The following is a 26,011-nucleotide window of genomic DNA, read 5'->3' on the forward strand; positions in this document are numbered from 1 at the left end:
ATCAACCCTGCGACAGCAACTGACGCAGGTCGATAACCGCGGCGTTGGCCCGGGAAATGTAGTTGGCCATGACCAGCGAGTGGTTGGCCCACATGCCGAAGCCACTGCCGTTCAGCACCATTGGGCTCCACAGCGGCTCTTGCGAGGCTTCCAGCTCGCGGATGATCTGGCGCACGCTGACCGTGGCGTTCTTCTTGGCCAGCACATCGGCAAAGTCCACCTCGATAGCACGCAGCAGGTGCGACAGCGCCCACGCCTGGCCACGGGCTTCATAGAACACGTTGTCAATCTGCAGCCACGGGGTTTCCACCAACTCCTCGTCCACTTGCGGCGCCTGGCCGGCGACGACCGACTCGGTCTTCAGCGTGCTGTTGAGCTTGACCCGGCCAACGCTGGCCGACAGCCGCTGCGACAGCGAGCCCAGGCGAGTGGCCACGTCACCCAGCCAGTTGTTCAGGTTGTCGGCACGGGTGTAGAAGATCGCGCCCTTGTCGCCAGCAGCCAGGCGAGTCTGGTAGCGGGACAGCGACTTGATGCCCTCTTCGAACTCCGACTCGCTCGATGGCAAGATCCAGCTCTTGTTGTCGAAGTTGAATCGCGGCTCGGCCTTGGCCAGGTCGGCGTCTTCGGTGGACTGCGACTGCGACCGGGCGAAGTCCTTGCGCAGCGCGCGCGACAGGTCGCGTACCTGGACCAGCACGCCATATTCCCAACTCGGCATGTTGTCCATCCACAGCCCTGGCGGGAAGCGGTCGTTGGAAATGTAGCCGCCCGGCTTGTTCAGCAAGGTGCCGGCAACGGTCTTGAGGGTTTCGAGGGTGGTGTAGCCCACCACCATTTGCTGGCCATTGCGCTCGGCAGCGGCCTGGGCATTCTGCTGCACCGGGAACAGCGCGGGCTCCTGGCTCCAGTACCAGCCAAGGCCGATACACACCAGCAGGTACAACCCGATCAGGGTCCCCAGGGCGCGGCTCCACAGGCCGCCAAGGTAGCTACGGGCGGCAGCGCCGCGGCCATCGACACGCTCACGGGGCTCGGCTTTGGCCTCGCGGTTTTTCCAGTCCAGCATGGCTTTGTCCTTAATCAGTCACGACGGTTCAGGGGCTTGGACCACAGGCCTGCGCCAGGGTGCCACGGCAAGCCCGCGTGGCAGCACTATAAAGCAGACACCACCGTACGCATAAGCGACCATTCAGTCAGTAACTGAATATTCGTTCTGGCCGCTTTGTTGATGCAGGGCAGTCACGCGCTTGAAAAGAGCTGCTAGCATAGAGCCATCATTGCCCCTGCACATCCCAACCTATAAGTAGCCAGGACATGAGCAAAGCAGTCGAGCCGAGCCCGCAATGCCCCGTGCAACAGCTGACGCGTAACGGCCTGCGCAAGGACGACCCGCTCGACCCACTGCTGCTGCCGCCCCCACGCAAACCGGTGTACATCCTGCTGCAGGATCATGAGCGTGCCCAACGCTTGGCCCAGCAACTGGAGTTCTTCGGCCTGGTGGTGCAAGCACTGCCCAATGCTACGGCGTTTCTCGCCTCGATCTGCGAGTACCCGCCTTCGGCCATCATCATGGATGTCGACTTCACCGGTACGGGCCAAGGCCTGCAGCTGGCCGCCCAGGTGCAGCAAGGGTTGGCGCGACATATTCCGCTGCTGTTCTTCAGCCATCACGAAGCCGACACCCCAACCCGCCTTGCCGCCGTACGCGCCGGTGGCCAGGACTTTCTCACCGGCAGCCTGGAGGCTTCCAGCCTGCTGGAAAAGGTCGAACTGCTGACCAATGCCACCCCGCACGACCCGCTGCGCGTGCTGATCATCGACGACTCGCGCACCCAGGCCCTGTACACCGAGCGGGTGCTGGCCGGCGCCGGCATGGTCACCCGCAGCCTGACCGACCCGATCCGTACCATGGCCGAGCTTGCCGACTTCCAGCCCGACCTGATCATCCTCGACCTGTACATGCCAGCCTGCACCGGCCCGGAACTGGCCAAGGTGATTCGCCACAGTGACCGTTATGTGAGCGTGCCGATCATCTACCTGTCAGCCGAGGACGACCTGGACAAGCAGCTGGATGCCATGAGCGAAGGCGGTGATGACTTTTTGACCAAACCCTTTCGCTCACGTCACCTGATCACCACCGTGCGCAACCGCGCCGCCCGCGCCCGGCACTTGAAGGCGCGCATGGTGCGCGACAGCCTGACCGGGCTGTACAACCACACCCACATCCTGCAACTGCTGGAAGACTGCAGCTTCCGCGCCCGCCGCGAACAGCAGCCGTTGAGCTTTGCCATGCTCGATATCGACCACTTCAAGAAGATCAACGACCGCCACGGCCACCCCATGGGCGATCGGGTGATCAAGAGTCTGGCGTTGTTCCTCAAGCAGCGCTTGCGCAAGACCGATTTCATTGGCCGCTATGGTGGCGAAGAGTTCGCCATCGTCATGCCCAATACCGCGCTGGACGCGGCACACAGGGTACTGGACGAAATTCGCCGGCGCTTTGCCGAGATTCTCTACCCGGCGCAGCCACGGGATTTGCAGTGCACCTTCAGTGCCGGAGTCGTACAGCTGGACGAGGGGCTGGATGCACTGACCATGGCCAGTGCGGCGGACGAAGCGCTGTACCGGGCCAAGCACGCGGGGCGCAATTGCGTAGTGCGTGTAGAGCCCTAAGTCACTTAAAACCGTACCGGCACTGTGCCACTTTTTTCTGGCGCCAAGCCCTTGCCGTCATCACCGCGTCACAAAATCGCAATAACTTCAGCCGCCACTCCCCCTCACCAGGAAGCTCGCGGCTATGCGCCTGAAGTGGCTGACCAATTTCAACACCCTGTTGCTGGTGACCGTGTGCCTCGCCTTGGGCGCAACCCTGTGGTGGTCGCAGAGGGCCCTGGAGCGCCCCTACCAGATGATGGAGCGCTACCTGGGCCTGTCCCAACAGTTCCAGAACCAGGCGGCACGCAACATCCAGGCGTACCTGGGCAGCGGCGATGCCCTGCGCCATGCCGCCGCCATGGAAGCCAACCAGCAGCTGCAGGCCGCCCTGGCCGACTGGCCCGTTGAGCTGGCCGAGCAATTGCGCCCTAGCCTGGACAGCCTGCAGGCCTTCACTGCCAATGAACTGCTGGCCGCTGGCAAGCTGGCCGGCGACCCACAAGCCTTGCTGCTGCAAGCCGAGCGGGAGCTGGGGGCGAACCTTGAACAAATGGCCGGCTACGCCCGCGACAGCGGCAATGCCGAGGCCAACCGTTACCTGCTGCCACTGCTCGACGCCACCGTGCACCTGGGCCGGCTGTCACTGGCCCGCGACAAGCTGGTCAGCAGCGGCCGCCCGGAGCTGGCCGACGAAGTCGAGCGCGAGCTGCAACTGATCCGCGTCCAGGCCCAGGTGGTCGACGGCCTGCCCCTGCTCGGCGTAACCCGCACGGCCGAATCCGGCGCCGACGACTTCGCCGCGATGATGGGCCTGGCGTCCCAGGCCAGCGCCCAGCAGGAAGACATTGCCGTAGGCCTGAAGCGCGAACTGCAAAGCCTGCTCAGCCGCTACCCGGCCGAGCTGCAACGCACCCGCGAACAAATCGAGCGCCGCGTCGCCCTGGCGGCCAGCACCCGCCAGCGCCTGGAGGCGGTGCAGCAGGCCATCGCCGCGCTGGAGCCCGAGGTACGCGGCCAGCATGCAAAAATCGCTGCCGAAGTGCGCATCATCCAAGGCCTGATGATCGGCCTGATCCTGCTGATCGCGCTACTGATCGACACCCTGCAGCGGCGCCTGGCCCGCACCCTGACCGGCTTGGCCCCGGCTCTGTCGCGCTGGGCCGAAGGCGACTTCGCCCAGGCCATCGCGCTGGGCAAGACCAACCGCGAACTGCACGACATCCAGGCGTCGCTCAACCGCCTGCGTCAGTACCTGGTCGAGTTGGTCGGCACCATCCGCCACAACGCCGAGCAAGTGGCCGGCAGCAGCCACGCGCTGGCCGGCATGAGCGTCGCGCTGCACGATGGCGCCGAGCGCCAAGCCGGCGATACCGGGCAGATCCGCGATGCCCTCGGTGAACTGGAGGCGACCATTCAGCAAGTGGCGGGGGATGCGAGCGCCGCCGCCGATGCCAGCCGCGATGCCGGGCGCGCCGTGGAGCAAGGCCAGGCCGTAATTGGCCAGAGCCTGTCGGGCTTGCGTGACCTGGTCGATGAAGTGCAAGGCAACGCCCGCATGATTGAGCAGTTGGCGGAAGAGTCGGCAACCATCGGCGGCGTACTGACGGTAATCCGCTCGATTGCCGAGCAGACCAACCTGCTGGCACTGAACGCCGCGATCGAAGCGGCCCGCGCCGGTGAGATGGGCCGTGGCTTTGCCGTGGTGGCCGATGAGGTGCGCTCGTTGGCACAGCGCACCACAGGCGCTACCGGCGAGATTCAGGCCCTGATCGACCGCTTGCAGCAGGCGGCCAGAGGCTCGGTGGCCGGCATGCGCGCGCAGCTTGAGCATGCCGAGGCCACGGCCAATCAGGCCCAGGCGGCAGACGGAGCACTGGATGAGATTGTCTGTGCCATTCGTACCATCTCGGACACGGCCGTGCGGATTGCCGATGTCACGGCGCAGCAGAGCGGCGCGGTGAGCGAAATTCGTGACCACAGCGAGCGGATTCATGAGCTGGGTGAGGACAACTTGCAGCGTATTGGAGAGGGGCGTGAGCAAGGCGAGCATTTGCTGAGCCTGGGCGGCGAGCTGAACCGGGCGGTGCGGGCGTTCAGAGTCTGACCTGGATCTTTCAGCGCCTGTGAGATCGAGCGCCGCCCGCGCGGCGCATCGCGAGCTGCGCTCGCTCCTACGTTTGTTATTGGCCAGTAACGCCTGTGGCAGGCGCACGCGACCGCCTTGTTTGTACGACGCGATATCGCGCCATGCGCCAAGGCGTTCGCGCGCAAATCGCACAGAAATAATTGGCCCGAAACAAACGTAGGAGCGAGCGCAGCTCGCGATGCGCCGCGCGGGCGGCGCTCGATCTCATAGGCGCCGCATATGTCATGGCAGGCACTACTGGCCCCAACCCACACCAACTCCGCTATCATGCCCAGCACGTTCCACCTCGCGAGTCCGCCATGCGCCGCCTGTTTTTCCTGCTGTTCCTGCTGCTGGCCAGCCCTGCCTTCGCCACGGGCCTGCTCGACAACCGCCCCAGCGCCACACTCGGCGCCGCTTCGCTGGCCAACAACGCCGACTTCCTGCCGGTGCACGAAGCCTTCAAGCTCAACCTGGTCCAGGCCGACGCGCAAACCATCAAGCTGCGTTTCGTCGCCACCGATGGCTATTACCTCTACCGCCACCGTTTCCAGTTCCGCACGGAACCGGCCGATATCGCCCTTGGCACGCCGAACATCCCCAAGGGCGAAGCCAAGCACGATGAGTTTTTCGGCGACGTCGAGGTGTACCACGGTGTGCTCGACATCGAGCTGCCACGCAACGACCCGCGCGCCTTCACCTTGCTGGTGGGCTACCAGGGCTGCGCCGACAAAGGCCTGTGCTACCCACCGGAAACCGCACGCCTGACCATCGATGGCGAAGGCCTTGGCAACACGCCGACCACCACCACCCCTGCCTGGAACTGGAAGTCGCTGCTGCTGTTCTTCCTCGCCGGGGTCGGCCTGACCTTCACGCCCTGCGTCCTGCCGATGCTGCCGATCCTGTCTGGCGTGGTGCTGCGCGGCCAGGTTGGCGGGCTACGCGGGCTGTCGCTGTCGCTGGCCTACGTGCTGCCTATGGCTGCCAGCTTTGCGGCACTCGGCGCCCTGATGGGCCTGTTCGGTGCGGGCCTGAACCTGCAGGCACGCCTGCAGTCGGCCTGGGTGCTGGTGCCTTTCGCGCTGTTCTTCGTGGTATTCGCCCTGGCCATGTTCGGCCTGTTCGAACTGAAGCTGCCCCAGGCCCTGAGCAACCGCCTGAACAACGTCGCCAACCATACCCGCGGCGGCTCTCTGCTAGGCGCGGCAATACTTGGTGTGCTCTCCAGCCTGCTGGTTTCGCCGTGCGTCTCGGCGCCCCTGGCCGGTGCCCTGCTGTATATCAGCGCCAGCGGCGATGCCCTGGGCGGCGCGCTCAAGCTGTTCGCCCTGGGTTTGGGCATGGGCGCACCGTTGCTACTGGTGGCCACCGGTGGCGCAGCCTGGCTGCCGAAAAGCGGCCCTTGGATGAACACGGTGAAAAACGCCATCGGCGTGCTGCTGCTGGGGCTGGCCATCGGCTTGCTCAGCCGTGTACTGCCAGGCCCTGTGACCTTGCTGCTGGTCGGCTTCCTCGCTGCTGGCGTGGCCCTGTTCCTCGGAGCCCTGGAGCTCGTCGTCAAAACCGCGCCCCAGCGCCTGGCGCAACTGCTCGGCCTGGCCTTGCTGGTGTACGCGCTGGCCTGTTGGTACGGCGCCCTCAGTGGCCAGGGCGACCCACTGCGACCGCTGCCAGTTGCAACACTGGGCGCCAGCGGCGCCAGCCCGACGGCAAAGGCCGATGCCTGGCAGACCATCACCACGCCTGACGCATTGGACGCGGCCTTGGCGCAAGCCAAGGCGGCCGGGCAGCCAGTGCTGCTGGACTGGTACGCCGACTGGTGCATCAGTTGCAAGGTGATCGAGCATGAGGTGCTCAATGCGCCCCAGGTGCAGACACAGTTGACCGGCTTCAAACTGCTGCGTTTCGACATCACCGAAAGCAATGCCGAGCAACGCAAACTGCTCGACCGCTACCAGCTGTTCGGCCCGCCTGCCCTGCTGTTCTTTGCAGCGAACGGCAGCGAAATTACCGCTGATCGGGTGATAGGCGAAATAAACGCCGCTGAATTTGCACGAATTCTGGCACGCGTACGCGGCAAAGCCGGTCTATAACTTCCCGCGAGGCGGGGAAAATCCTGAAATCAGTGACCAGATTTAATTATTTGGTCACATACTTCGCGCGAATCTCGGACATCGTGCTGGCTATTGCCGGGAACTGGACACTTGCGGTCGCTTTACGGCACACTCGCCGCGCTGTGTCGAATTGCCCTACAAATCCAAGGAATCCGCAGATGGCAACGCTACTGGTGCTCCACGGCCCCAACCTCAACCTGCTCGGTACTCGCGAGCCAGGCCATTACGGCGCCGTGACCCTGGCCCAGATCAACCAGGACCTGGAGCAACGTGCCCGCGCCGCAGGCCACCATCTGCAGTACCTGCAGAGCAATGCCGAATACGAATTGATCGACCGCATTCACGCCGCACGCAACGAGGGTGTGGACTTCATCCTGATCAATCCGGCTGCTTTCACCCACACAAGCGTCGCATTACGTGACGCATTGCTTGCGGTGAGCATCCCATTCATCGAAGTGCACCTGTCCAACGTGCACAAACGCGAACCGTTCCGTCACCACTCCTACTTTTCCGATGTTGCCGTAGGGGTGATCTGCGGCCTGGGCGCCAGCGGTTATCGCCTGGCCCTGGAGTCCGCGCTGGAACAACTGGCTGCCAACGCACAGCCCAAATGATGAAAACCCTGGCCTAAGTGGGCCGGGGTTCGAGAGAAACGTTCCGATACGTTTTTTTGTATTTCGCCCCCTGACCGAACCTTTGGGAGTTGATGATTAATGGATATCCGTAAAGTCAAGAAACTGATCGAGCTGCTGGAAGAGTCTGGCATCGACGAACTGGAGATCAAGGAAGGCGAAGAGTCGGTCCGTATCAGCCGTCACAGCAAAACCCCAGCTGCCCAGCAGTTCTACGCACCAGCACCGATGGCTGCCGCCCCGGTTGCTGCGCCAGTTGCCGCCGCCGCCCCTGTCGCCGAAGCCGCTGCTGCTGCCCCAGCCCTGAAAGGCACCGTGATCCGTTCGCCAATGGTCGGCACCTTCTACCGCAAGCCTTCGCCGACCTCGCCTAACTTCGCTGAAGTTGGCCAGACGGTGAAAAAGGGCGACACCCTGTGCATCGTTGAAGCCATGAAGATGATGAACCACATCGAAGCCGATGTTGGCGGTGTCATCGACGCCATCCTGGTAGAAGACGGCCAGCCGGTTGAGTTCGACCAGCCGCTGTTCACCGTCGTTTGAATCGCGGAGAGCCAACGATGTCTGGGAAGCTCGAAAAAGTCCTGATCGCCAACCGTGGGGAAATTGCCCTGCGGATCCTGCGTGCCTGCAAAGAGCTGGGCATCAAAACCGTCGCTGTGCACTCCACCGCCGACCGTGAGCTGATGCACCTGGGCCTGGCAGACGAGTCGGTCTGCATCGGTCCTGCATCGTCCAAGGATTCCTACCTGCATATCCCGGCAATCATCGCTGCCGCCGAAGTCACCGGCGCCACCGCGATTCACCCGGGCTACGGCTTCCTGGCAGAAAACGCCGACTTCGCCGAACAGGTAGAAAAATCCGGCTTCGCCTTCATCGGCCCGAAAGCCGACACCATTCGCCTGATGGGTGACAAGGTTTCGGCCAAGGACGCGATGATCAAGTCGGGCGTACCGACCGTACCAGGCTCCGATGGCCCGCTGCCGGAAGACGAAGAAGTCGCCCTGGCGATTGCCCGTGACGTCGGCTACCCGGTGATCATCAAAGCCGCCGGTGGTGGTGGTGGTCGCGGCATGCGCGTGGTGCACAAGGAAGAGGACCTGATTTCCTCGGCCAAGCTCACCCGTACCGAAGCCGGTGCTGCCTTCGGCAACCCGATGGTCTACCTGGAGAAGTTCCTGACCAACCCACGTCACGTGGAAGTGCAGGTGCTGTCCGACGGCCAGGGCAACGCCATCCACCTGGGCGACCGCGACTGCTCGTTGCAGCGCCGTCACCAGAAGGTACTGGAAGAAGCACCAGCCCCGGGCATCGACGAAAAAGCCCGTCAGGAAGTGTTCAAGCGCTGCGTCGATGCGTGCATCGAGATCGGCTACCGTGGTGCCGGTACTTTCGAGTTCCTGTACGAAAACGGCCGCTTCTACTTCATCGAGATGAACACCCGCGTGCAGGTTGAACACCCGGTGTCGGAGATGGTTACCGGTATCGACATCGTCAAGGAGATGCTGAGCATCGCCGCTGGCAACAAGCTGTCGTTCCGCCAGGAAGACGTGGTGATCCGTGGCCACTCGCTGGAGTGCCGGATCAACGCAGAAGACCCGAAGAAGTTCATCCCAAGCCCAGGCAAGGTGAAGCACTTCCACGCACCGGGCGGCAATGGCGTACGTGTCGATTCGCACCTGTACAGCGGTTATTCGGTTCCGCCGAACTACGACTCGCTGATCGGCAAGCTGATCACCTACGGCAAGGACCGCGACGAAGCCATGGCGCGCATGCGCAATGCCCTGGACGAGATCGTCGTCGACGGCATCAAGACCAACATCCCGCTGCACCGCGACCTGGTGCGTGATGAAGGTTTTTGCAAAGGCGGCGTCAACATTCACTACCTCGAACACAAGCTGGCCAACGAGCATTGATCGAGTAGTGTGATGTACCAGAACCCCGGACCTGTTCCGGGGTTTTTTATGCCTGCAACAATCTGGGGCCGCTATGCGGCCCCAATGGCCCTACCCCTTCATCCGCGGCATCTCGATACGATGCTCATGCACCCGTCGATACAGGGTCGCCCGCGAGATCCCCAAAGCCCGCGCCGCATCCGCTGGCTTCCAGCGATGACGGATCAATGCATCCAGCAGCAACTGCCGGGCCGGGCACGATACGCCGCTTTCAACCGAAACAACCGCGTCACCGCGAACCTCATGCGGCAGGTCCTGCAAGTGCAACTGCCCGCCCTCGCTCACCGCACAGGCATAGCGCAACACCTGCCGCAGCTGGCGCAAATTGCCCGGCCAGCGATAAACCAGCAACGCCTGCAGCGCAGCATCGGCCAGTACCACCTCCACTCCACAGGCCTGGGCTTCTTCGGCCAGCAACTGGTGAATCAACCCCAAGCGGTCCTCGCGCTCACGCAGCGGCGGCAGCTCGAACCGGGCATTGGCCAGGCGGAAATACAGATCCTCACGAAAACGCCCGTCCGCCACCATGGTTGCCAGGTCGCGGTGAGTGGCACAGATCACCTGAATGTCCACCCGCTCGCGCCGTGCAGCACCCAGCGGCGCCACTTCGCCCTCGGCCAGCACCCGCAGCAAGCGGGTTTGCAGGTGCAACGGCATATCGCCGATTTCGTCCAGGAACAGCGTACCGCCATCGGCCTGCTGCAACAGCCCCTGCATGCCTTTGCTGGAAGCCCCGGTAAAGGCTCCTGCGACATAGCCGAACAACTCGCTCTCGATCAGGCTTTCCGGGATGGCCGCGCAGTTCAGTGTGACGAACGGGCCGTCGCGGCGCAGGCTTTGCTGGTGCAACTGGCGGGCAAAGACCTCTTTGCCAGCACCGGTTTCGCCTAGCACCAGCACCGCCAGGTTGCAGTCCTTGACCCGCGTGGCCAACCGCAGGTGCTGCTCGATCCGCGCGTCCTGGGCCTGATGCAACGGCTGCGCGCGCTCGCGTCGTTGCGGCGCGCTGACCCGGCCATACAAACCACCCAAGCCGGGCAGGCGCTGGGCTGAAGTCGCGCTCACCCGGCGCAACTGGTCTAGGTCGAACAGTTCGCCAATATGCTCGGGCAAACGCCCCAAGCGCTCCACCAAGCGTTGCCGCGCCAGGCTGTTGATGGCCTGCAAGCGGCCATCGGCATCCCAGGCCAGCAGGTAATCGGGCTGGCTTTCCACATAACCTGGCGTGCCATGGGCACGCATCACCCAATGGCCCTGGGCACTGTGCATGAAGAAGGCGTTTTCGATCTCGCGGGCCGTCTGCTCGACCAGTTGCCGGATCAGGTGCTGGCTGCGCCGATCGTCTGGCGACTGCAAGGCTGATACATCCACCACACCCAAAAGCTCGCCCAACGGGTCGAATACCGGTGCGGCAGTGCAGGTAAGGCCGATGAAGGCGGCGCGAAAGTGATCACGCTTGTGCACCGTGACCGGGGCCTTGCTGGTCAGCACCGCCGCCACGCCGCAGGTGCCCTCCTCGCCCTCTGACCAGCAGGTACCCAAGTACAGCCCGGCTTTGCGGCAGTCGTTGCGGATGGCTGACTCGACCCGATAATCGATGGTGCGCCCCTGGGCGTCGGTCAGCAGCACGCAGTAGTCGGCGCCGCGCACCCGCTCATGCAGGCGTGCCACGGCATCGCTGGCGATACGCAGGAACAGCTCGGCGCGTTCGCGGCATTCGTTGAGCAGGCTTTGGGAAAGGATACGCGGCCCCTGCTGGGACCCAGGGTCGAGGCGGTACAGCTCCATGGAGCGGCGCCATGAGTCGAGGATCAGCGCAGGAACCGGCGCCTGTGGCAGGCGATCGGCATTCTTCAGCACCCTGCTGACGCAGTCGACGTGGGCTCGGGAGTTCGCGGCAAGCATTCAGGCCCTCCGGTTCTCGTTGCTGTTTTTATCGTTGTCCGGCCATTAAGCGCCTCTGTGCATGCCCCGACAAGCACTGTGTGATTACTGCCGAGCTTGAGACGCAGCGTCTCAGCGTCTCGGCATGGCCAGCCCCGCGCTGGCACCCGGCGTCTCGTTGGCGCCGCCGTGCAGGCCTGCCATAACTCGACCAAAGCCCTCTAGCACAGCCACTTCAGCCAAGGCGAAGAAAGCTGGCACCGCGCTTGCTCAAGCCCTTGCAAACAAAAATACGAGGTGCGCCATGCCGCTGCCCGCCCCGATTGTCGGGATCATTGCCAACCCTGCCTCTGGCCGCGACCTACGCCGCCTGACCGCCAATGCCGGGCTCTATTCGAGCACCGACAAAGCCTCGGCGATTCAACGCCTGCTCGCAGCCTTCGGCGCCACCGGCATCGGCCAGGTGCTGCTGCCCAGCGACATGACCGGCATCGCCGCCGCTGTACTCAAGGCCAGCCAGGGCCCAGGGGCCCACGATCAGCACTGGCCGGCCATCGAGATCCTCGACCTGCCACTGACCCAGACCGTGGCCGATACCCACCTGGCTACCCGGCGCATGGTCGAGCGTGGCGTGTCGATGATCGCTGTGCTGGGTGGCGACGGCACCCACAAGGCGGTCGCCGCCCAAGCCGGTGACGTACCACTGCTGACCCTGTCCACCGGTACCAACAACGCCTTCCCCGAACTGCGCGAAGCCACCAGCGCGGGCCTGGCCGGCGGCCTGCTCGCCAGTGGCCGGGTGCCGGCCAGCATCGGCTTGCGCCGCAACAAGCGCCTGCTGGTGAACGTGCCAGAGCAACAGCTGGCGGAATGGGCCTTGGTCGAAGTGGCCGTGTCACCGCAACGCTTCATCGGTGCCCGCGCGCTCAGCCGCAGCGAGGACCTCTGCGAGGTCTTCGCCTGCTTCGCCGAGCCCCATGCCATCGGCCTGTCGGCCTTGTGCGGCCTGTGGTGCCCAGTATCGCGCCAGGACCCGCACGGCGCCTGGGTACGCCTGAACCCCGCTGCCGAGCAAGCGCTGCTCGCCCCCCTGGCCCCCGGCCTGCTGCAAGCCTGCGGCATTACCGCCAGCGGCCCACTGACGCCCGGCGTCGCCCATCGCCTGAGCCTGGCCAGCGGCACCCTGGCCCTGGATGGCGAACGTGAAATCGAATTTGCCGAACACGACACGCCCACCATCACCCTCGACCACCAAGGCCCGCTCAGCGTGGACGTCGAGGCCGTACTGGCGCATGCCGCTCGCCATCACCTGCTGGCCGTCCCGCGCGGCCACCGGCTGCACCCTGCAAACCCGTGTTGAGACAACCCTGGAGAACAACAAGATGTCCAATCAACTCAGTACCGAACAACTGCTGCATGCCTATGAAGTGATGCGCACCATCCGCGCCTTCGAAGAACGCCTGCACGTGGAATTCGCCACGGGCGAGATCCCCGGCTTCGTCCACCTATATGCCGGCGAAGAAGCCTCCGCCGCCGGGGTCATGGCCCACCTGCGCGACAGCGACTGCATCGCCTCGACCCACCGCGGCCATGGCCACTGTATCGCCAAGGGCGTGGACGTGTACGGCATGATGGCCGAGATCTACGGCAAGAAAACCGGGGTATGCGGCGGCAAGGGCGGCTCGATGCACATTGCCGACCTGGAAAAGGGAATGCTCGGTGCCAACGGCATCGTCGGTGCTGGCGCTCCGCTGGTGGCCGGGGCCGCGCTGGCGGCCAAACTCAAGGGCCGTGACGACGTGTCGGTGGTGTTCTTCGGCGATGGTGCCTCCAACGAGGGTGCCGTGTTCGAAGCCATGAACATGGCGTCGATCATGAACTTGCCGTGCATCTTCGTGGCCGAAAACAACGGCTACGCCGAGGCCACCGCCTCCAACTGGTCGGTCGCCTGCGACCACATCGCCGACCGCGCTGCTGGCTTTGGAATGCCAGGCGTCACCATCGACGGCTTCGACTTCTTTGCCGTGTACGAGGCCGCAGGCGCGGCCATCGAGCGCGCACGTTCCGGGCAAGGCCCGTCGCTGATCGAGGTCAAGCTCAGCCGCTACTACGGCCACTTCGAGGGCGATGCGCAAACCTACCGCGCCCCCGATGAAGTGAAAAACCTGCGCGAATCCCGCGACTGCCTGATGCAGTTCCGTAACAAGACCACCCGCGCCGGCCTGCTCACTGCCGAGCAACTGGACGCCATCGACGCGCGCATCGAGGACCTGATCGAAGACGCCGTGCGCCGCGCCAAATCCGATCCCAAGCCACAGCCCGCCGACCTGCTCACCGACGTCTACGTCGCCTACCCCTGAGCCGCGGATTACAAGAACAACAGGAGAACCACCATGGCAAGAAAGATCAGCTACCAGCAGGCCATCAACGAAGCCCTGGCCCAGGAAATGCGCCGTGACAATACCGTGTTCATCATCGGCGAAGACGTCGCCGGTGGTGCCGGTGCACCCGGCGAGGATGACGCCTGGGGTGGCGTGCTGGGGGTGACCAAAGGCCTGTACCACCAATTCCCCGGCCGCGTGCTCGACGCGCCGCTGTCGGAAATCGGCTATGTCGGCGCCGCGGTCGGTGCCGCCACCCAGGGCCTGCGCCCGGTGTGCGAACTGATGTTCGTCGACTTCGCCGGCTGCTGCCTGGACCAGATCCTCAACCAGGCCGCCAAGTTCCGCTACATGTTCGGCGGCAAGGCGGTCACCCCGCTGGTGATGCGCACGATGTACGGCGCCGGCCTGCGCGCGGCAGCCCAGCATTCGCAGATGCTCACCTCGCTATGGACGCACATCCCCGGCCTGAAGGTGGTGTGTCCGTCCTCGCCCTACGATGCCAAGGGCCTGTTGATCCAGGCGATCCGTGACAACGACCCGGTAATTTTCTGCGAACACAAGCTGCTGTACAGCATGCAAGGCGAAGTGCCAGAAGAGGTGTACACCGTGCCGTTCGGCGAAGCCAACTTCCTGCGCGATGGCGACGACGTGACCCTGGTGACCTATGGACGCATGGTCCACGTGGCACTTGAAGCGGCCAACAATCTGGCCCGCCAGGGCATCGACTGCGAGGTGCTGGACTTGCGCACCACCAGCCCGCTGGACGAAGACAGCATTCTGGAAAGCGTGGAGAAGACCGGCCGGCTGGTGGTGATCGATGAAGCCAACCCGCGCTGTTCGATGGCCACCGACATCAGCGCGCTGGTGGCGCAGAAGGCCTTCGGCGCACTCAAGGGCCCGATCGAAATGGTCACCGCGCCGCACACCCCGGTGCCGTTCTCCGACGCACTGGAAGACCTGTACATCCCTGACGCGGCGAAGATCGAAACTGCCGTGCGCAAGGTGATCGAAGCTGCAAGGAGTGCCGCATGAGCCAGATCCATACCCTGACCATGCCCAAGTGGGGCTTGTCGATGACCGAGGGCCGGGTGGACGCCTGGCTCAAGCAGGAAGGTGACGAAATCAACAAGGGCGACGAGGTGCTGGACGTCGAGACCGACAAGATCAGCAGCAGCGTCGAAGCCCCGTTCAGTGGTGTACTGCGCCGCCAGGTGGCCAGGCCGGATGAAACCCTGCCGGTCGGCGCGCTACTGGCAGTGGTGGTGGAAGGCGAAGCCGAAGAAGCAGAAATCGATGCGCTGGTGCAACGCTTCCAGGCCGAGTTCGTCGCCGAAGGGGGCGCCGATCAGGCACAAGGGCCGGCCCCGCAGAAGGCGGAAGTCGGTGGCCGCCTGCTGCGCTGGTTCGAGCTGGGCGAAGGCGGCACGCCGCTGGTGCTGGTGCACGGTTTTGGCGGCGACCTCAACAACTGGCTGTTCAACCACCCGGCGCTGGCCGCCGAACGCCGCGTAATCGCCCTGGACCTGCCGGGGCACGGCGAGTCGGCCAAGGCCCTGCAACGGGGTGACCTGGACGAGCTGAGCGAAACCGTGCTGGCCTTGCTCGACCACCTGGACATCGCCAAGGCCCACCTGGCGGGCCATTCCATGGGCGGTGCGGTAAGCCTCAACGTGGCGCGCCTGGCGCCGCAGCGGGTGGCCAGCCTGAGCCTGGTGGCCAGTGCCGGGCTGGGTGACGCAATCAACGGGCAGTACCTGCAAGGTTTTGTCAGCGCCGCCAACCGCAATGCGCTTAAACCACAAATGGTGCAGCTGTTTGCCGACCCGGCGCTGGTCACCCGGCAAATGCTTGAGGACATGCTCAAGTTCAAGCGCCTGGAAGGTGTTGATGATGCCTTGCGCCAGCTGGCATCGGCCCTCGCCGACGGCGACCGGCAGCGCCACGACCTGCGCGGGGTGTTGGGACAGCACCCGGCACTGGTGGTGTGGGGCGGCAAGGACGCGATCATCCCGGCCAGCCATGCCGAAGGCCTGGAGGCAGAAGTACTGGTGCTGCCGGAGGCTGGGCATATGGTGCAGATGGAAGCGGCTGAACAGGTCAACCAGCAACTGCTCGCGTTCCTGCGCAAGCACTAAGCCCTTTCCGTGAGCCTGGAGAACAACAATGAACGACCTGAGCCACACCCATATGCGCGCCGCCGTCTGGCATGGCCGCAACGATATTCGCGTCGAACAGGTACCCCTGCCAGCCGACCCTGCGCCGGGCTGGGTACAGATCAAGGTGGACTGGTGCGGCATCTGCGGCTCCGACCTGCACGAATACGTCGCCGGCCCGGTATTCATCCCGGTGGAGGCCCCGCACCCACTGACTGGCATTCAGGGCCAGTGCATCCTCGGCCACGAATTCTGCGGCCAGATCGCCAAGCTGGGTGAAGGCGTGGAAGGCTTTGCGGTCGGCGACCCGGTGGCCGCAGACGCCTGCCAGCATTGCGGCACCTGCTACTACTGCACCCACGGCCTGTACAACATCTGCGAGCGCCTGGCCTTCACCGGCCTGATGAACAACGGCGCCTTCGCCGAGTTGGTCAACGTGCCTGCCAACCTGCTCTACCGGCTGCCGCAGGGCTTCCCTGCTGAAGCCGGGGCACTGATCGAGCCGCTGGCAGTGGGCATGCATGCAGTGAAAAAGGCGGGCAGCCTGCTCGGCCAAACCGTGGTGGTGGTGGGTGCTGGTACCATTGGCCTGTGTACCATCATGTGCGCCAAGGCTGCGGGAGCAGCGCAGGTCATTGCCCTTGAGATGTCCTCGGCGCGCAAGGCCAAAGCCAAGGAAGTCGGTGCCAGCGTGGTGCTGGACCCCAGCCAGTGCGATGCCCTGGCGCAAATCCGCGCACTCACTGCCGGGTTGGGGGCGGATGTGAGCTTTGAGTGCATCGGCAACAAGCACACGGCCAAGTTGGCCATCGACACCATCCGCAAGGCGGGCAAGTGTGTGCTGGTGGGCATTTTCGAAGAGCCTAGCGAGTTCAACTTTTTCGAACTGGTGTCCACCGAGAAGCAGGTGCTGGGGGCGTTGGCGTACAACGGTGAATTTGCCGATGTGATTGCCTTTATCGCTGATGGACGACTGGATATTCGCCCCTTGGTGACCGGGCGGATCGGGCTGGAGCAGATTGTCGAGCTGGGCTTCGAGGAACTGGTGAACAACAAGGAAGAGAACGTGAAGATCATCGTTTCACCGGGCGTGCGCTGAAGCCATTGGTTGGGGCAAACACTTGCATATGGCACCAATCCCTGTGGGAGCGGGTTTACCCGCGAAGAATGCGACGCGGTGCATGGCACCGGCTTCGCCGGTGTTCGCGGCCAAAGCCGCTCCCACAGGTACCGCGTGAGCTTTAGGGGCCGTACAAGCCTTGCGCTCCCTGTCTCAGGATCCCATTCTGCGTCATACTCGGCAGACCTATTGCCCGGTCCTCGCCATGCGTCCACTGCTCCCCATTACCCTGGTCCTGCTGCTCGCCGCCTGTGGCGATGGCGAATCGCTGCTTCCGCCAGACGCGCGCCTGCCTGACGGCGGGCGTTACCGGGGGCAGGTGGTCGATGGCCTGCTGCAGGGTGAGGGCCGGATCGACTACCCCAACGGCAGCTGGTACGCCGGCAGCTTCAAGGATGGCCAGTGGCACGGCCAGGGCGAATGGCATGGCCAGAACGGCGAGGTGTACCGTGGCCAGTTCGCCGAGGGGCTGTTCCAGGGCCTGGGCGATTTGACCACCCCGGGCAGCCACTATGGCGGCACGTTCAAGCATGGCCGTCGCGACGGCGAAGGCACCCTCAAGCAGGCCGACCAGACCTACCGCGGCCAGTTCAAGGACGACCTCTACGACGGCGCGGGCGAGCTGGAACTGGCCGACGGCAGCCGCTACCAGGGCCTGTTCGCCAAGGGCAAGCCCAACGGTGCCGGCGTGCGCAGCGACGCCAGCGGCAACCAGTTCAGCGGCCACTTCATCAACGGCCAGTTACAAGGCAGCGGCACCTTCGACAGCGTTGACGGCGAGCAGTACATCGGTGAGTTCAAGGACAACCGCCTGGAGGGCCGTGGCCGCTACGAAAATGCCGATGGCGATGTATGGATCGGTGAATTCAAGGATGGCTCGCTGGTGGGTGAAGGCGAACTGCTGGGCAGCGATGGCAGCCACTACAAAGGCGAGTTCGCCGATTGGCGCCTATCGGGCCAAGGCAGCCTGCAACTGGCCGACGGCAGCCAGTACATCGGCGGCTTCCTCAATGATGCCTACCATGGCCATGGCCGATTGATCCTGCCCAGCGGCAAGGTTGAAAGCGGCGTGTGGGCAAATGGCGTGCGCGTGCGTGACCAGAAGGGCAAGCTGCTGCCCGACCCACTGGACCTGGCACTGCTCAACCAGGGCCGGCTGCTGGAAGAAGCGCTGGCCAGGGTGCCGCGCTCGGCGCCCCCGATCCAGCTGTACAGCCTGGTGGTGGCCGGCGATGGCCAGCAGAGCGTGTTCCTGCGTGAAGCCGATTATGTCAGCAACATGCTCAAGGTGCGCTTTGGCGCCCGTGGCCAGGTGACCCTGGTCAACCACCGCGACCATATGGCCACCCGCCCCATGGCCACCCGCGAGAACCTCACCCGTGCCGCCAGCACGCTGGCCGAACGCAGCGGCCCCGAAGACCTGGTGTTCATCTACCTCACCAGCCATGGCAGCCAGGACCACCAGTTGGTGCTCGACCAGCCGCGCCTGCAGCTGGCCGACCTGTCCGCCGACGAGCTGGCCACCGCCCTGGCGCCGTTGAAGGACCGCGACAAGGTAATCGTCATATCCGCCTGCTATTCAGGGGGCTATATCGCCCCTCTCAAAGATGAGCGCACGCTGATCATGACCGCCGCCCGGGCCGACCGCGTCTCCTTCGGCTGCTCGGAAGAGGCCGACTTCACCTACTTTGGCGATGCCTTGTTCGCCGAAGCGCTGAACCAGACCGACGACCTGAAACAGGCGTTTGAACTGGCGCGCGCCAGCGTTGCCGAACGAGAACAAAGGGAAGGCTTCGAAGCCTCTGAACCGCAGCTATGGGCGCCGCCAGCCGTGCTTGAACACTGGCAGCACCTGCGCCGCCAACAGGCCGAAGAAGCTTTGCGTAATGCCGCACAGGCCGCCGTGGGGGAGCAGGCAAAAACGCCCCGCAGCCACTAAGCTTGTGTGTAACAAGGGAGAGACATCATGTATTTGACGCCTCAGCATGTCCTGCTTGCCGGTGCCACGGGCCTGACGGGTGAACACCTGCTGGACCGCCTGCTCAACGAGCCCACCATTACCCGCGTATTGGCGCCCACCCGCCGGCCACTGGCCGAGCACCCACACCTGGAAAACCCGGTGGGCGACCCGGCGGTGTTCCTCCCGCAGCTGGCCGGGCGCGTCGATATTGCCTATTGCTGCCTGGGCACCACGTTGAAACAGGCCGGCTCCGAGTCGGCCTTCCGCGCGGTGGACCTGGACATGGTGGTGGCGTTCAGCAAACGCGCAAGGGAAATGGGCGCACGGCATCTGCTGGTGGTCAGTGCAGTAGGCGCCGACCCCAAGTCGTCAATTTTCTATAACCGGGTCAAGGGCGAGATGGAAGAAGCGCTCAAGGCTCAGGACTGGCCACAGCTGACCATCGTGCGGCCCTCCTTCCTGCTGGGCGAGCGGATAGAGCCACGGCTCACTGAGCAGCTGGTTGCGCCACTTTCCAGGTTGATTCCTGGCAAGTACCGGGGGATCGAGGCGTGTACCCTGGCGCGGGCGTTGTGGCGACTGGCGCTTGAGGAAGAAGACGGGATACGGATTGTGGAGTCCGATGAATTGCGCAAGCTGGGCAAAAAATAGGGGGTTACCTGCCAGGGCCTCTTCGCGGGCAACCCCGCGAAAGGGCCCTTAAAGGCCGCCTGTGGCCTGGAAGCCTACACCTGCCGCTGTCAGTAAGGATAACGGCAACAACAGGGTATCGAGCAGCATGCTCCCCGGCAGGTCCAACCCCGGATAGGCCGGCGCATCAGCCCCATAATGATCACGCGGGCAGCACCCGCCGTTGATCACATACAAATCCAGCCGGGTGCCGGCATATACCACCGGTGCCCCAGGCTTGGCGGCATCCAGCGTGCGCACCGTGGCACAACCACTCAACAGCCCCAGCGCCAGCAAACTGGCCAGCGCTCGCTTCAATCATCCACCCCAAAATGATGCTCGCCCCAACGCGGCAGCATGTCCTGGGGGATGTTCAGCAGGTTGAGAATGCGCGCCACGACAAAGTCGACCAGGTCGTCGATGGTCTGTGGCTGGTGATAGAAGCCCGGCGCCGCCGGCAGGATCACCGCGCCCATTTGCGACAGCTTGAGCATGTTTTCCAGGTGGATGGTGGAGAACGGTGCTTCGCGTGGTACCAGGATCAGCTGGCGACGCTCCTTGAGGGTAACGTCGGCAGCCCGCTCGATCAGGTTGTTGCACGCACCGGTGGCAATCGCCGACAACGTGCCGGTAGAACACGGCACCACCACCATCGCTGCTGGGGCGCCAGAGCCCGAGGCCACGGGCGACATCCAGTCCTCCTTGCCGTACACACGGATCTGCCCATCGGCGGCGCCGGTGTACTCCGTCAGAAAGGCCTGCATTGCCTGGGGCTTGGCCGGCAGCAACACATCCGTCTCGGTGGCCATTACCAACTGCGCGGCCTTTGAGATGAGGAAATGCACCTCGCGGTCCTCACGCACCAGGCAATCGAGCAAGCGCAGGCCATATTGGGCGCCAGAGGCGCCCGTCATGGCCAGGGTGATGCGTTGCGGCCCGTTCACTTCAGCGCCTCGGCCAACTTGCCGTGCAGGCCACCGAAACCGCCGTTGCTCATGATCACCACATGGGTGCCTGGGCGAGCCTGGCCTTTGACCCGTTCGATGATCGCTTCGAGGCTGTCGGCCACCACGCTCGGCACCTTGCATTGGGCGGCGGTGGCGGCCAGGTCCCAGCCGAGGTTGGCCGGTGCATACCAGATCACCTGGTCCGCATCGTTGACGCTTTCTGGCAGGCCGTCACGGTGAGCACCAAGCTTCATTGAGTTGGAGCGTGGCTCGATCACCGCGATCACCGGTGCCTCGCCAACACGCTTGCGCAGGCCGTCGAGGGTGGTGGCAATGGCGGTCGGGTGGTGGGCGAAGTCATCGTAGATGGTCACGCCCTGCACTTCGGCCACCTTCTCCATGCGCCGCTTGACGCTCTTGAAGGCACTCAGGCCAGCGATCCCCATGGCCGGCACCACGCCAACATGGCGGGCCGCAGCCAGGGTGGCCAAGGCGTTGGCGACGTTGTGCTGGCCGGTCAGTGCCCAGTCCACCACGCCCTGCGCCTCGCCTTCGAACAACACTTCGAAGCGCGAGCCATCAGGGCTGAGCAGGCGAGCTTGCCACTGGCCTCCTTCACCGGTGGTTTGCACCGGGGTCCAGCAGCCCATGCCGATCACTCGCTCCAGCGCTTGCTCGGTGGTCGGATGGATGACCAGGCCCTCGCTAGGGATGGTACGCACCAAGTGATGGAACTGTCGCTCGATCGAGGCCAGGTCCGGGAAGATGTCCGCGTGATCGAACTCAAGGTTGTTGAGGATCGCAGTACGTGGGTGGTAGTGAACGAACTTCGAGCGCTTGTCGAAGAACGCGCTGTCGTATTCGTCGGCTTCGACCACGAAGAACGGCGTGTCGCCCAAACGCGCCGACACCGAGAAGTTCTGCGGCACACCGCCAATCAGGAAGCCTGGGCTCATGCCGGCGTGCTCCAGCACCCAGGCCAGCATGCTGCTGGTGGTGGTCTTGCCGTGGGTACCGGCAACGGCCAGCACCCAACGGCCTTGCAGCACGTGGTCGGCCAGCCACTGCGGGCCCGAGACATAGGGCAGGCCCTTGTTCAGCACGTATTCAACCGCCGGGTTGCCGCGCGACATGGCGTTGCCGATGACCACCAGGTCTGGCGCCGGGTCCAGCTGAGCCGGGTCATAACCTTGGGTCAGTTCGATGCCCTGGGCTTCGAGCTGGGTGCTCATCGGGGGATAGACGTTGGCGTCCGAGCCGGTGACGCGGTGGCCAAGTTCCTTGGCCAGCACCGCCAGCGAGCCCATGAAAGTGCCGCAAATACCGAGAATGTGAATATGCATGGTCGACCTCGCAAAACATCGAGGCAGGGTAGCCCAGGGCGCGACAAATCGCACCCGCTGTTTCGCTCAGTCGGCCCTGGTGATGCCGTGTTTGCGCAGTTTTCGATACAAGGTATTGCGGCTGATGCCCAAGTGCTCGGCGACGCGGGTCAAGTGCCAGTGTTTTGCCTCCAGCATGGCCAGCAAAACTTGCCGTTCCGCATCCTGCAAAACCTGGTTACCCACGGATTCACCGTCAACTGCGGAATCAACGCAGGTTGTGTGGGAGCGGGCTTGCCCGCGAACGAGGGCAAAACCCTCGCCCTCATACGGCTGTGAGGCAGCCTTCGCGGGCAAGCCCGCTCTCACAGGATTGGCGTTGTTGCGGACGATGGTTGGGAGATCCGCCAATGCGATTCGGGAATCTTCGCAAAGCGCCACCAAGGTACGCAGCACATTGCGCATTTGCCGCACGTTCCCCGGCCAGGTGAATTCGAGCAGTGCCTGCCGCGCCCTGGGCTCGATGTCGATCAACTGCCCCTGCGCCTCCTGGCGCAGCAGGAAGTCCAGCAACTGCGCCTTGTCACTGCGCTCACGCACCGCTGGCAACGCCACTTCCAGGCCATTGAGGCGGTAATAAAGGTCTTCGCGGAAACTGCCCTGCTCTACCCGCTCCAGCAAGTCACGGTGGGTGGCGCTGACAATGCGCACGTCCACCGCCTGCGGCTCGCCCCCGATCGGCACCACCTGGCGCTCCTCCAGTACCCGCAGCAGGCGGGTTTGCAGGGCCAGCGGCATGTCGCCGATCTCGTCCAGCAGCAAGGTGCCGCCGTCAGCCTGCAGCAGCTTGCCGCGCATGCCTTCCTTGCGCGCGCCGGTAAAACTGCCGCCACGGTACCCGAACAGCTCACTCTCGATCAGGCTTTCTGGGATCGACGCACAGTTGATGGCAACGAACGGCTTGCCGCGTCGCTCACTGGCCTGATGCACAGCCTGGGCGAAGGCCTCCTTGCCACAACCGGTCTCGCCGCGCAGCAGCAAGGGCACATCGCGCTCGAACACCCGCACGCTGCGCCGGAAGTCGTTTTGCAACGCCGGGTCGAGCAGGCAGACCAGCGGCTCCACTTCGCACGCGGGCCGCGGCTGAGCGGCTGGCACCGACCATACCGGCGCCCGGGCCTGCCCTCGCAGGCTGGCGAACACCTGGCGGCCGTCCAGGGTACGCAGCGGCCAGGCGGTGCTGCCGCCGGGCGTGGCGCGGCTGAACAATTCGTCATGGCTGCAGGCAAAAAATCGCTCCAATGGTTTGCCCAGCACACCGCCCCGCACAGTGCCCAGCAGGTTAAGTGCGCTCTGGTTGGCAGCGCAAATGCGCCCATCGCCGTCGAACGCCAGCAAGCCTTCGCTGAACAAGCCGACCGACTCGGCCTGCAGGTGAAAACGCAGCAGCCATTGCTGCTCGAAATGGCGAAGGAAGTAACAGCTTTCGATCATCTTCGCCGACAGGTTGACCAACGCCATGGTGTGGAACTGGCTTTGCCGTGATACGTCAGGACGCGCCGAGGACACGTCGAGTACCGCCAGCAACTCGCCATGCGGGTCGAACACTGGGCTGGCCGAGCAGGTCAGGCCGGTGTGGCGGCCACGGAAGTGCTCGTTCTGGTGGATAGTCAGCGCTTGGCGCTCGACCAGGCAGGTGCCGATGCCATTGGTGCCCTCGCGCGCCTCGCTCCAGTCGGCGCCCAGCCACAGCCCGGCACGCTCGAAGCTACGCCGCTCGGTGGGGGCGCTGACACAGTTGAGGATCACCCCGCGGGCGTCGGTCAGCAGCACTGCGTGGCCCGCGCCGGAAAGCTGCTGGTGCAGGCTGTTCATTTCATGGTCGGCAATTTGCAACACCTGGCGCAGGCGCTCGCGGCTTTCCAGCAGGCGCCCATGCTCAAGCACCACCGGGGCTTCGATCACCGTAGGGTCGAGGTGGTAGTCCTCCAGGCAGCGCAGCCAGGAGCGGGCGATGGACGGGTCACTGCCGCCCTCCCCAGCCCGACCATGGGCAACGCTATGGACCTGCTGGGCATGGCGACTGAAAGGGTTGCTCTGCATTGTTGTAGTTCTCCGCAGATAGAGCGTCAGCCCAGCATCCTCCACCCGGAAAGGCTTTGCAATGCACGCGCCTGTGACGTGTCGCAAATGGCACAAAATGTCACCCAGCGCGTACCGGCGCCGGCACAGCGACTGTTGATCAGCGCCGTGATACTGACCCAAGTCATTGATTTGCCTGGCACAGCCAACGCTGGCCCAACCTTTGCTCTACGCTTTTCAACTCCCTAACAAACACAATAGCCAGGAGACACACCATGCGTTACGCACATCCCGGTACCGAAGGCGCGAAGGTTTCCTTCAAGAGCCGCTACGGCAACTACATCGGTGGTGAGTTCGTTCCTCCGGTAAAGGGGCAGTACTTCGAAAATACCTCCCCGGTGAATGGCAAGCTGATCGCTGAATTCCCTCGCTCCACTGCCGAAGACATCGACAAGGCCCTGGATGCCGCCCATGCTGCGGCCGACGCCTGGGGCCGCACGTCGGTGCAGGACCGCTCCAACGTTCTGCTGAAGATTGCCGACCGTATCGAGCAGAACCTCGAGCTGCTGGCCATTACCGAAACCTGGGACAACGGCAAGCCAATCCGCGAAACCCTAAACGCCGACATCCCGCTGGCGGTCGACCACTTCCGCTACTTCGCTGGCTGCATCCGCGCCCAGGAAGGCGGCGCGGCCGAGATCAACGAAGGCACCGTGGCCTATCACATCCATGAGCCGCTGGGCGTGGTCGGGCAGATCATCCCGTGGAACTTCCCGATCCTGATGGCGGCCTGGAAGCTGGCGCCCGCGCTGGCCGCGGGTAACTGCGTGGTGCTCAAGCCTGCCGAGCAAACGCCCCTGGGCATCACCGTGCTGCTGGAAGTGATCGGCGACCTGCTGCCACCTGGCGTGCTGAACGTGGTGCAAGGCTATGGCCGCGAAGCCGGTGAAGCCCTGGCCACCAGCAAGCGCATCGCCAAGATCGCCTTCACCGGCTCGACCCCGGTTGGCTCGCACATCATGAAATGCGCCGCCGAGAACATCATCCCGTCAACTGTCGAACTGGGCGGCAAATCGCCGAACGTGTACTTCGAAGACATCATGCAAGCCGAGCCAAGCTTCATCGAGAAGGCGGCCGAAGGCATGGTGCTGGCATTCTTCAACCAGGGCGAAGTGTGCACCTGCCCATCGCGGGCACTGGTACAGGAGTCGATCTACCCGCAGTTCATGGAAGTGGTGATGAAGAAGGTGCTGCAGATCAAGCGCGGCGACCCGCTGGACACCGACACCATGGTCGGCGCCCAGGCCTCGCAGCAGCAGTTCGAGAAGATTCTGTCGTACCTCGACATCGCCCAGAAGGAAGGCGCCGAGCTGCTGACCGGCGGCAAGGTGGAAAAACTGGAAGGCTCGCTGGCCACCGGTTACTACATCCAACCGACCCTGCTCAAGGGCAACAACAAGATGCGCGTGTTCCAGGAAGAAATCTTCGGCCCGGTGGTCAGCGTCACCACCTTCAAGGACGAAGCCGAAGCGCTGGCGATTGCCAACGACACCGAGTTCGGCCTGGGCGCCGGCGTATGGACCCGCGACATCAACCGTGCCTACCGCATGGGCCGTGGCATCAAGGCTGGCCGTGTATGGACCAACTGCTACCACCTGTACCCGGCGCATGCCGCGTTTGGCGGGTACAAGAAGTCCGGTGTTGGCCGTGAGACGCACAAGATGATGCTCGACCACTATCAGCAGACCAAGAACCTGCTGGTGAGCTACGACATCAATCCGCTGGGCTTCTTCTAATCCGCGTCGCGGCCCTCGCGGGCTCGCCCGCTCCCACAAGCTCTGCACATGACTTGAATGTTGTGCAATCCCTGTGAGGGCGGGCAAGCGCGCGACGAGGCCGGGCCTGCATTTAACAATGCCAAAGCGGTTGCCGTGCACCAACCGCTCTGGCTCGCTTCCTGCAGTACCCATCACCATCGGCCCGGAACCCTTCCGGCCACCAAGAAA

Annotated in this window: 20 protein-coding genes; 14 read left to right on the forward strand and 6 right to left on the reverse strand. The window is 64.0% G+C overall.

Annotated features, from left to right (window positions below; all coding sequences use genetic code 11):
• Position 1: 1 nt before the first annotated feature.
• Positions 2–1,069 (reverse strand): DUF2333 family protein, encoded by a 1,068-nt coding sequence (locus DM807_RS05690; protein ID WP_012270330.1) that lies wholly within the window; start codon positions 1,067–1,069, stop codon positions 2–4.
• Positions 1,070–1,317: 248 nt separating this feature from the next.
• On the opposite strand from DM807_RS05690, the gene DM807_RS05695 reads away from it, so the two are divergent.
• From DM807_RS05695 to accC, 6 genes are all read left to right on the forward strand, one after another.
• Complete coding sequence (locus tag DM807_RS05695; protein ID WP_012270329.1) at positions 1,318–2,676, forward strand: diguanylate cyclase; 1,359 nt, start codon at positions 1,318–1,320, stop codon at positions 2,674–2,676.
• Between the two features lie 532 nt (positions 2,677–3,208).
• Entirely contained in the window at positions 3,209–4,762 is a 1,554-nt protein-coding gene (locus DM807_RS05700; RefSeq protein ID WP_425326923.1) for a methyl-accepting chemotaxis protein, read from the forward strand.
• A 341-nt stretch (positions 4,763–5,103) separates the two neighbouring features.
• Entirely contained in the window at positions 5,104–6,876 is a 1,773-nt protein-coding gene (locus tag DM807_RS05705; RefSeq protein ID WP_179027151.1) for a protein-disulfide reductase DsbD, read from the forward strand.
• 179 nt (positions 6,877–7,055) lie between these two features.
• Positions 7,056–7,511, forward strand: coding sequence for a type II 3-dehydroquinate dehydratase (gene aroQ / locus DM807_RS05710; protein ID WP_003255330.1), 456 nt, complete (start codon positions 7,056–7,058; stop codon positions 7,509–7,511).
• A 99-nt stretch (positions 7,512–7,610) separates the two neighbouring features.
• A complete protein-coding gene (accB, locus tag DM807_RS05715; RefSeq protein ID WP_012270326.1) occupies positions 7,611–8,072 on the forward strand; it encodes an acetyl-CoA carboxylase biotin carboxyl carrier protein in 462 nt (153 codons plus the stop codon).
• 17 nt (positions 8,073–8,089) lie between these two features.
• Entirely contained in the window at positions 8,090–9,445 is a 1,356-nt protein-coding gene (gene accC, locus DM807_RS05720; protein WP_012270325.1) for an acetyl-CoA carboxylase biotin carboxylase subunit, read from the forward strand.
• 90 nt (positions 9,446–9,535) lie between these two features.
• Here accC and DM807_RS05725 read toward each other — a convergent pair whose 3' ends face one another.
• Positions 9,536–11,389: a sigma-54-dependent Fis family transcriptional regulator gene (locus DM807_RS05725; protein ID WP_179027152.1), complete on the reverse strand. Its 1,854-nt coding sequence runs from the start codon at positions 11,387–11,389 to the stop codon at positions 9,536–9,538.
• Between the two features lie 283 nt (positions 11,390–11,672).
• Here DM807_RS05725 and DM807_RS05730 point away from each other — a divergent pair, with 283 nt between their 5' ends.
• The 7 genes from DM807_RS05730 to DM807_RS05760 all read left to right on the forward strand — a co-directional run bounded on the left by DM807_RS05730 (position 11,673) and on the right by DM807_RS05760 (position 19,636).
• Positions 11,673–12,728: an ATP-NAD kinase family protein gene (locus tag DM807_RS05730; RefSeq protein WP_069942875.1), complete on the forward strand. Its 1,056-nt coding sequence runs from the start codon at positions 11,673–11,675 to the stop codon at positions 12,726–12,728.
• Positions 12,729–12,750: 22 nt separating this feature from the next.
• Positions 12,751–13,728 (forward strand): thiamine pyrophosphate-dependent dehydrogenase E1 component subunit alpha, encoded by a 978-nt coding sequence (locus tag DM807_RS05735; protein WP_179027153.1) that lies wholly within the window; start codon positions 12,751–12,753, stop codon positions 13,726–13,728.
• Between the two features lie 33 nt (positions 13,729–13,761).
• The gene (locus DM807_RS05740; RefSeq protein ID WP_012270321.1) at positions 13,762–14,784 is read left to right on the forward strand and encodes an alpha-ketoacid dehydrogenase subunit beta; all 1,023 of its coding nucleotides are present in this window, start codon (positions 13,762–13,764) and stop codon (positions 14,782–14,784) included.
• Entirely contained in the window at positions 14,781–15,887 is a 1,107-nt protein-coding gene (locus DM807_RS05745) for an acetoin dehydrogenase dihydrolipoyllysine-residue acetyltransferase subunit (RefSeq protein ID WP_012270320.1), read from the forward strand. Before DM807_RS05740 ends, DM807_RS05745 begins: the two co-directional genes overlap by 4 nt.
• A gap of 52 nt (positions 15,888–15,939) precedes the next feature.
• Positions 15,940–17,004, forward strand: coding sequence for a 2,3-butanediol dehydrogenase (locus DM807_RS05750; protein ID WP_223296409.1), 1,065 nt, complete (start codon positions 15,940–15,942; stop codon positions 17,002–17,004).
• A gap of 226 nt (positions 17,005–17,230) precedes the next feature.
• The gene (locus DM807_RS05755; protein WP_060493808.1) at positions 17,231–18,964 is read left to right on the forward strand and encodes a C13 family peptidase; all 1,734 of its coding nucleotides are present in this window, start codon (positions 17,231–17,233) and stop codon (positions 18,962–18,964) included.
• A 27-nt stretch (positions 18,965–18,991) separates the two neighbouring features.
• A complete protein-coding gene (locus DM807_RS05760) occupies positions 18,992–19,636 on the forward strand; it encodes an oxidoreductase (protein WP_012270317.1) in 645 nt (214 codons plus the stop codon).
• A gap of 48 nt (positions 19,637–19,684) precedes the next feature.
• Here DM807_RS05760 and DM807_RS05765 read toward each other — a convergent pair whose 3' ends face one another.
• The 4 genes from DM807_RS05765 to DM807_RS05780 all read right to left on the reverse strand — a co-directional run bounded on the left by DM807_RS05765 (position 19,685) and on the right by DM807_RS05780 (position 24,026).
• Positions 19,685–19,972 (reverse strand): YceK/YidQ family lipoprotein, encoded by a 288-nt coding sequence (locus DM807_RS05765; RefSeq protein ID WP_012270316.1) that lies wholly within the window; start codon positions 19,970–19,972, stop codon positions 19,685–19,687.
• Positions 19,969–20,598 (reverse strand): flavin prenyltransferase UbiX, encoded by a 630-nt coding sequence (gene ubiX, locus DM807_RS05770; protein ID WP_012270315.1) that lies wholly within the window; start codon positions 20,596–20,598, stop codon positions 19,969–19,971. The genes DM807_RS05765 and ubiX overlap by 4 nt, the downstream gene beginning before the upstream one ends.
• On the reverse strand, positions 20,595–21,944 hold the full coding sequence (gene mpl / locus DM807_RS05775) for a UDP-N-acetylmuramate:L-alanyl-gamma-D-glutamyl-meso-diaminopimelate ligase (RefSeq protein WP_012270314.1): 1,350 nt from the start codon (positions 21,942–21,944) through the stop codon (positions 20,595–20,597). Before mpl ends, ubiX begins: the two co-directional genes overlap by 4 nt.
• 66 nt (positions 21,945–22,010) lie before the next feature.
• Positions 22,011–24,026 carry a sigma-54-dependent Fis family transcriptional regulator gene (locus tag DM807_RS05780; RefSeq protein WP_179027154.1) on the reverse strand — a complete coding sequence of 672 codons (2,016 nt, stop codon included), beginning with the start codon at positions 24,024–24,026 and terminating at the stop codon, positions 22,011–22,013.
• 254 nt (positions 24,027–24,280) lie between these two features.
• Between DM807_RS05780 and exaC the strand changes: the two genes are divergently transcribed.
• Complete coding sequence (gene exaC, locus DM807_RS05785) at positions 24,281–25,801, forward strand: acetaldehyde dehydrogenase ExaC (protein ID WP_012270312.1); 1,521 nt, start codon at positions 24,281–24,283, stop codon at positions 25,799–25,801.
• Positions 25,802–26,011 lie beyond the last annotated feature (210 nt).

It is taken from the genome of Pseudomonas hunanensis, from assembly GCF_013393325.1.
GTDB lineage: Bacteria > Pseudomonadota > Gammaproteobacteria > Pseudomonadales > Pseudomonadaceae > Aquipseudomonas > Aquipseudomonas putida_P.

Coding starts and splice junctions, on each gene's coding strand:
- DM807_RS05690 (WP_012270330.1), bottom strand. CDS start 1,069: ATGCTGGACTGGAAAAACCGCGAGGCCAAAGCCGAGCCCCGTGAGCGT.
- DM807_RS05695 (WP_012270329.1), top strand. CDS start 1,318: ATGAGCAAAGCAGTCGAGCCGAGCCCGCAATGCCCCGTGCAACAGCTG.
- DM807_RS05700 (WP_425326923.1), top strand. CDS start 3,209: ATGGCCGGCTACGCCCGCGACAGCGGCAATGCCGAGGCCAACCGTTAC.
- DM807_RS05705 (WP_179027151.1), top strand. CDS start 5,104: ATGCGCCGCCTGTTTTTCCTGCTGTTCCTGCTGCTGGCCAGCCCTGCC.
- aroQ (WP_003255330.1), top strand. CDS start 7,056: ATGGCAACGCTACTGGTGCTCCACGGCCCCAACCTCAACCTGCTCGGT.
- accB (WP_012270326.1), top strand. CDS start 7,611: ATGGATATCCGTAAAGTCAAGAAACTGATCGAGCTGCTGGAAGAGTCT.
- accC (WP_012270325.1), top strand. CDS start 8,090: ATGTCTGGGAAGCTCGAAAAAGTCCTGATCGCCAACCGTGGGGAAATT.
- DM807_RS05725 (WP_179027152.1), bottom strand. CDS start 11,389: ATGCTTGCCGCGAACTCCCGAGCCCACGTCGACTGCGTCAGCAGGGTG.
- DM807_RS05730 (WP_069942875.1), top strand. CDS start 11,673: ATGCCGCTGCCCGCCCCGATTGTCGGGATCATTGCCAACCCTGCCTCT.
- DM807_RS05735 (WP_179027153.1), top strand. CDS start 12,751: ATGTCCAATCAACTCAGTACCGAACAACTGCTGCATGCCTATGAAGTG.
- DM807_RS05740 (WP_012270321.1), top strand. CDS start 13,762: ATGGCAAGAAAGATCAGCTACCAGCAGGCCATCAACGAAGCCCTGGCC.
- DM807_RS05745 (WP_012270320.1), top strand. CDS start 14,781: ATGAGCCAGATCCATACCCTGACCATGCCCAAGTGGGGCTTGTCGATG.
- DM807_RS05750 (WP_223296409.1), top strand. CDS start 15,940: ATGCGCGCCGCCGTCTGGCATGGCCGCAACGATATTCGCGTCGAACAG.
- DM807_RS05755 (WP_060493808.1), top strand. CDS start 17,231: ATGCGTCCACTGCTCCCCATTACCCTGGTCCTGCTGCTCGCCGCCTGT.
- DM807_RS05760 (WP_012270317.1), top strand. CDS start 18,992: ATGTATTTGACGCCTCAGCATGTCCTGCTTGCCGGTGCCACGGGCCTG.
- mpl (WP_012270314.1), bottom strand. CDS start 21,944: ATGCATATTCACATTCTCGGTATTTGCGGCACTTTCATGGGCTCGCTG.
- DM807_RS05780 (WP_179027154.1), bottom strand. CDS start 24,026: ATGCAGAGCAACCCTTTCAGTCGCCATGCCCAGCAGGTCCATAGCGTT.
- exaC (WP_012270312.1), top strand. CDS start 24,281: ATGCGTTACGCACATCCCGGTACCGAAGGCGCGAAGGTTTCCTTCAAG.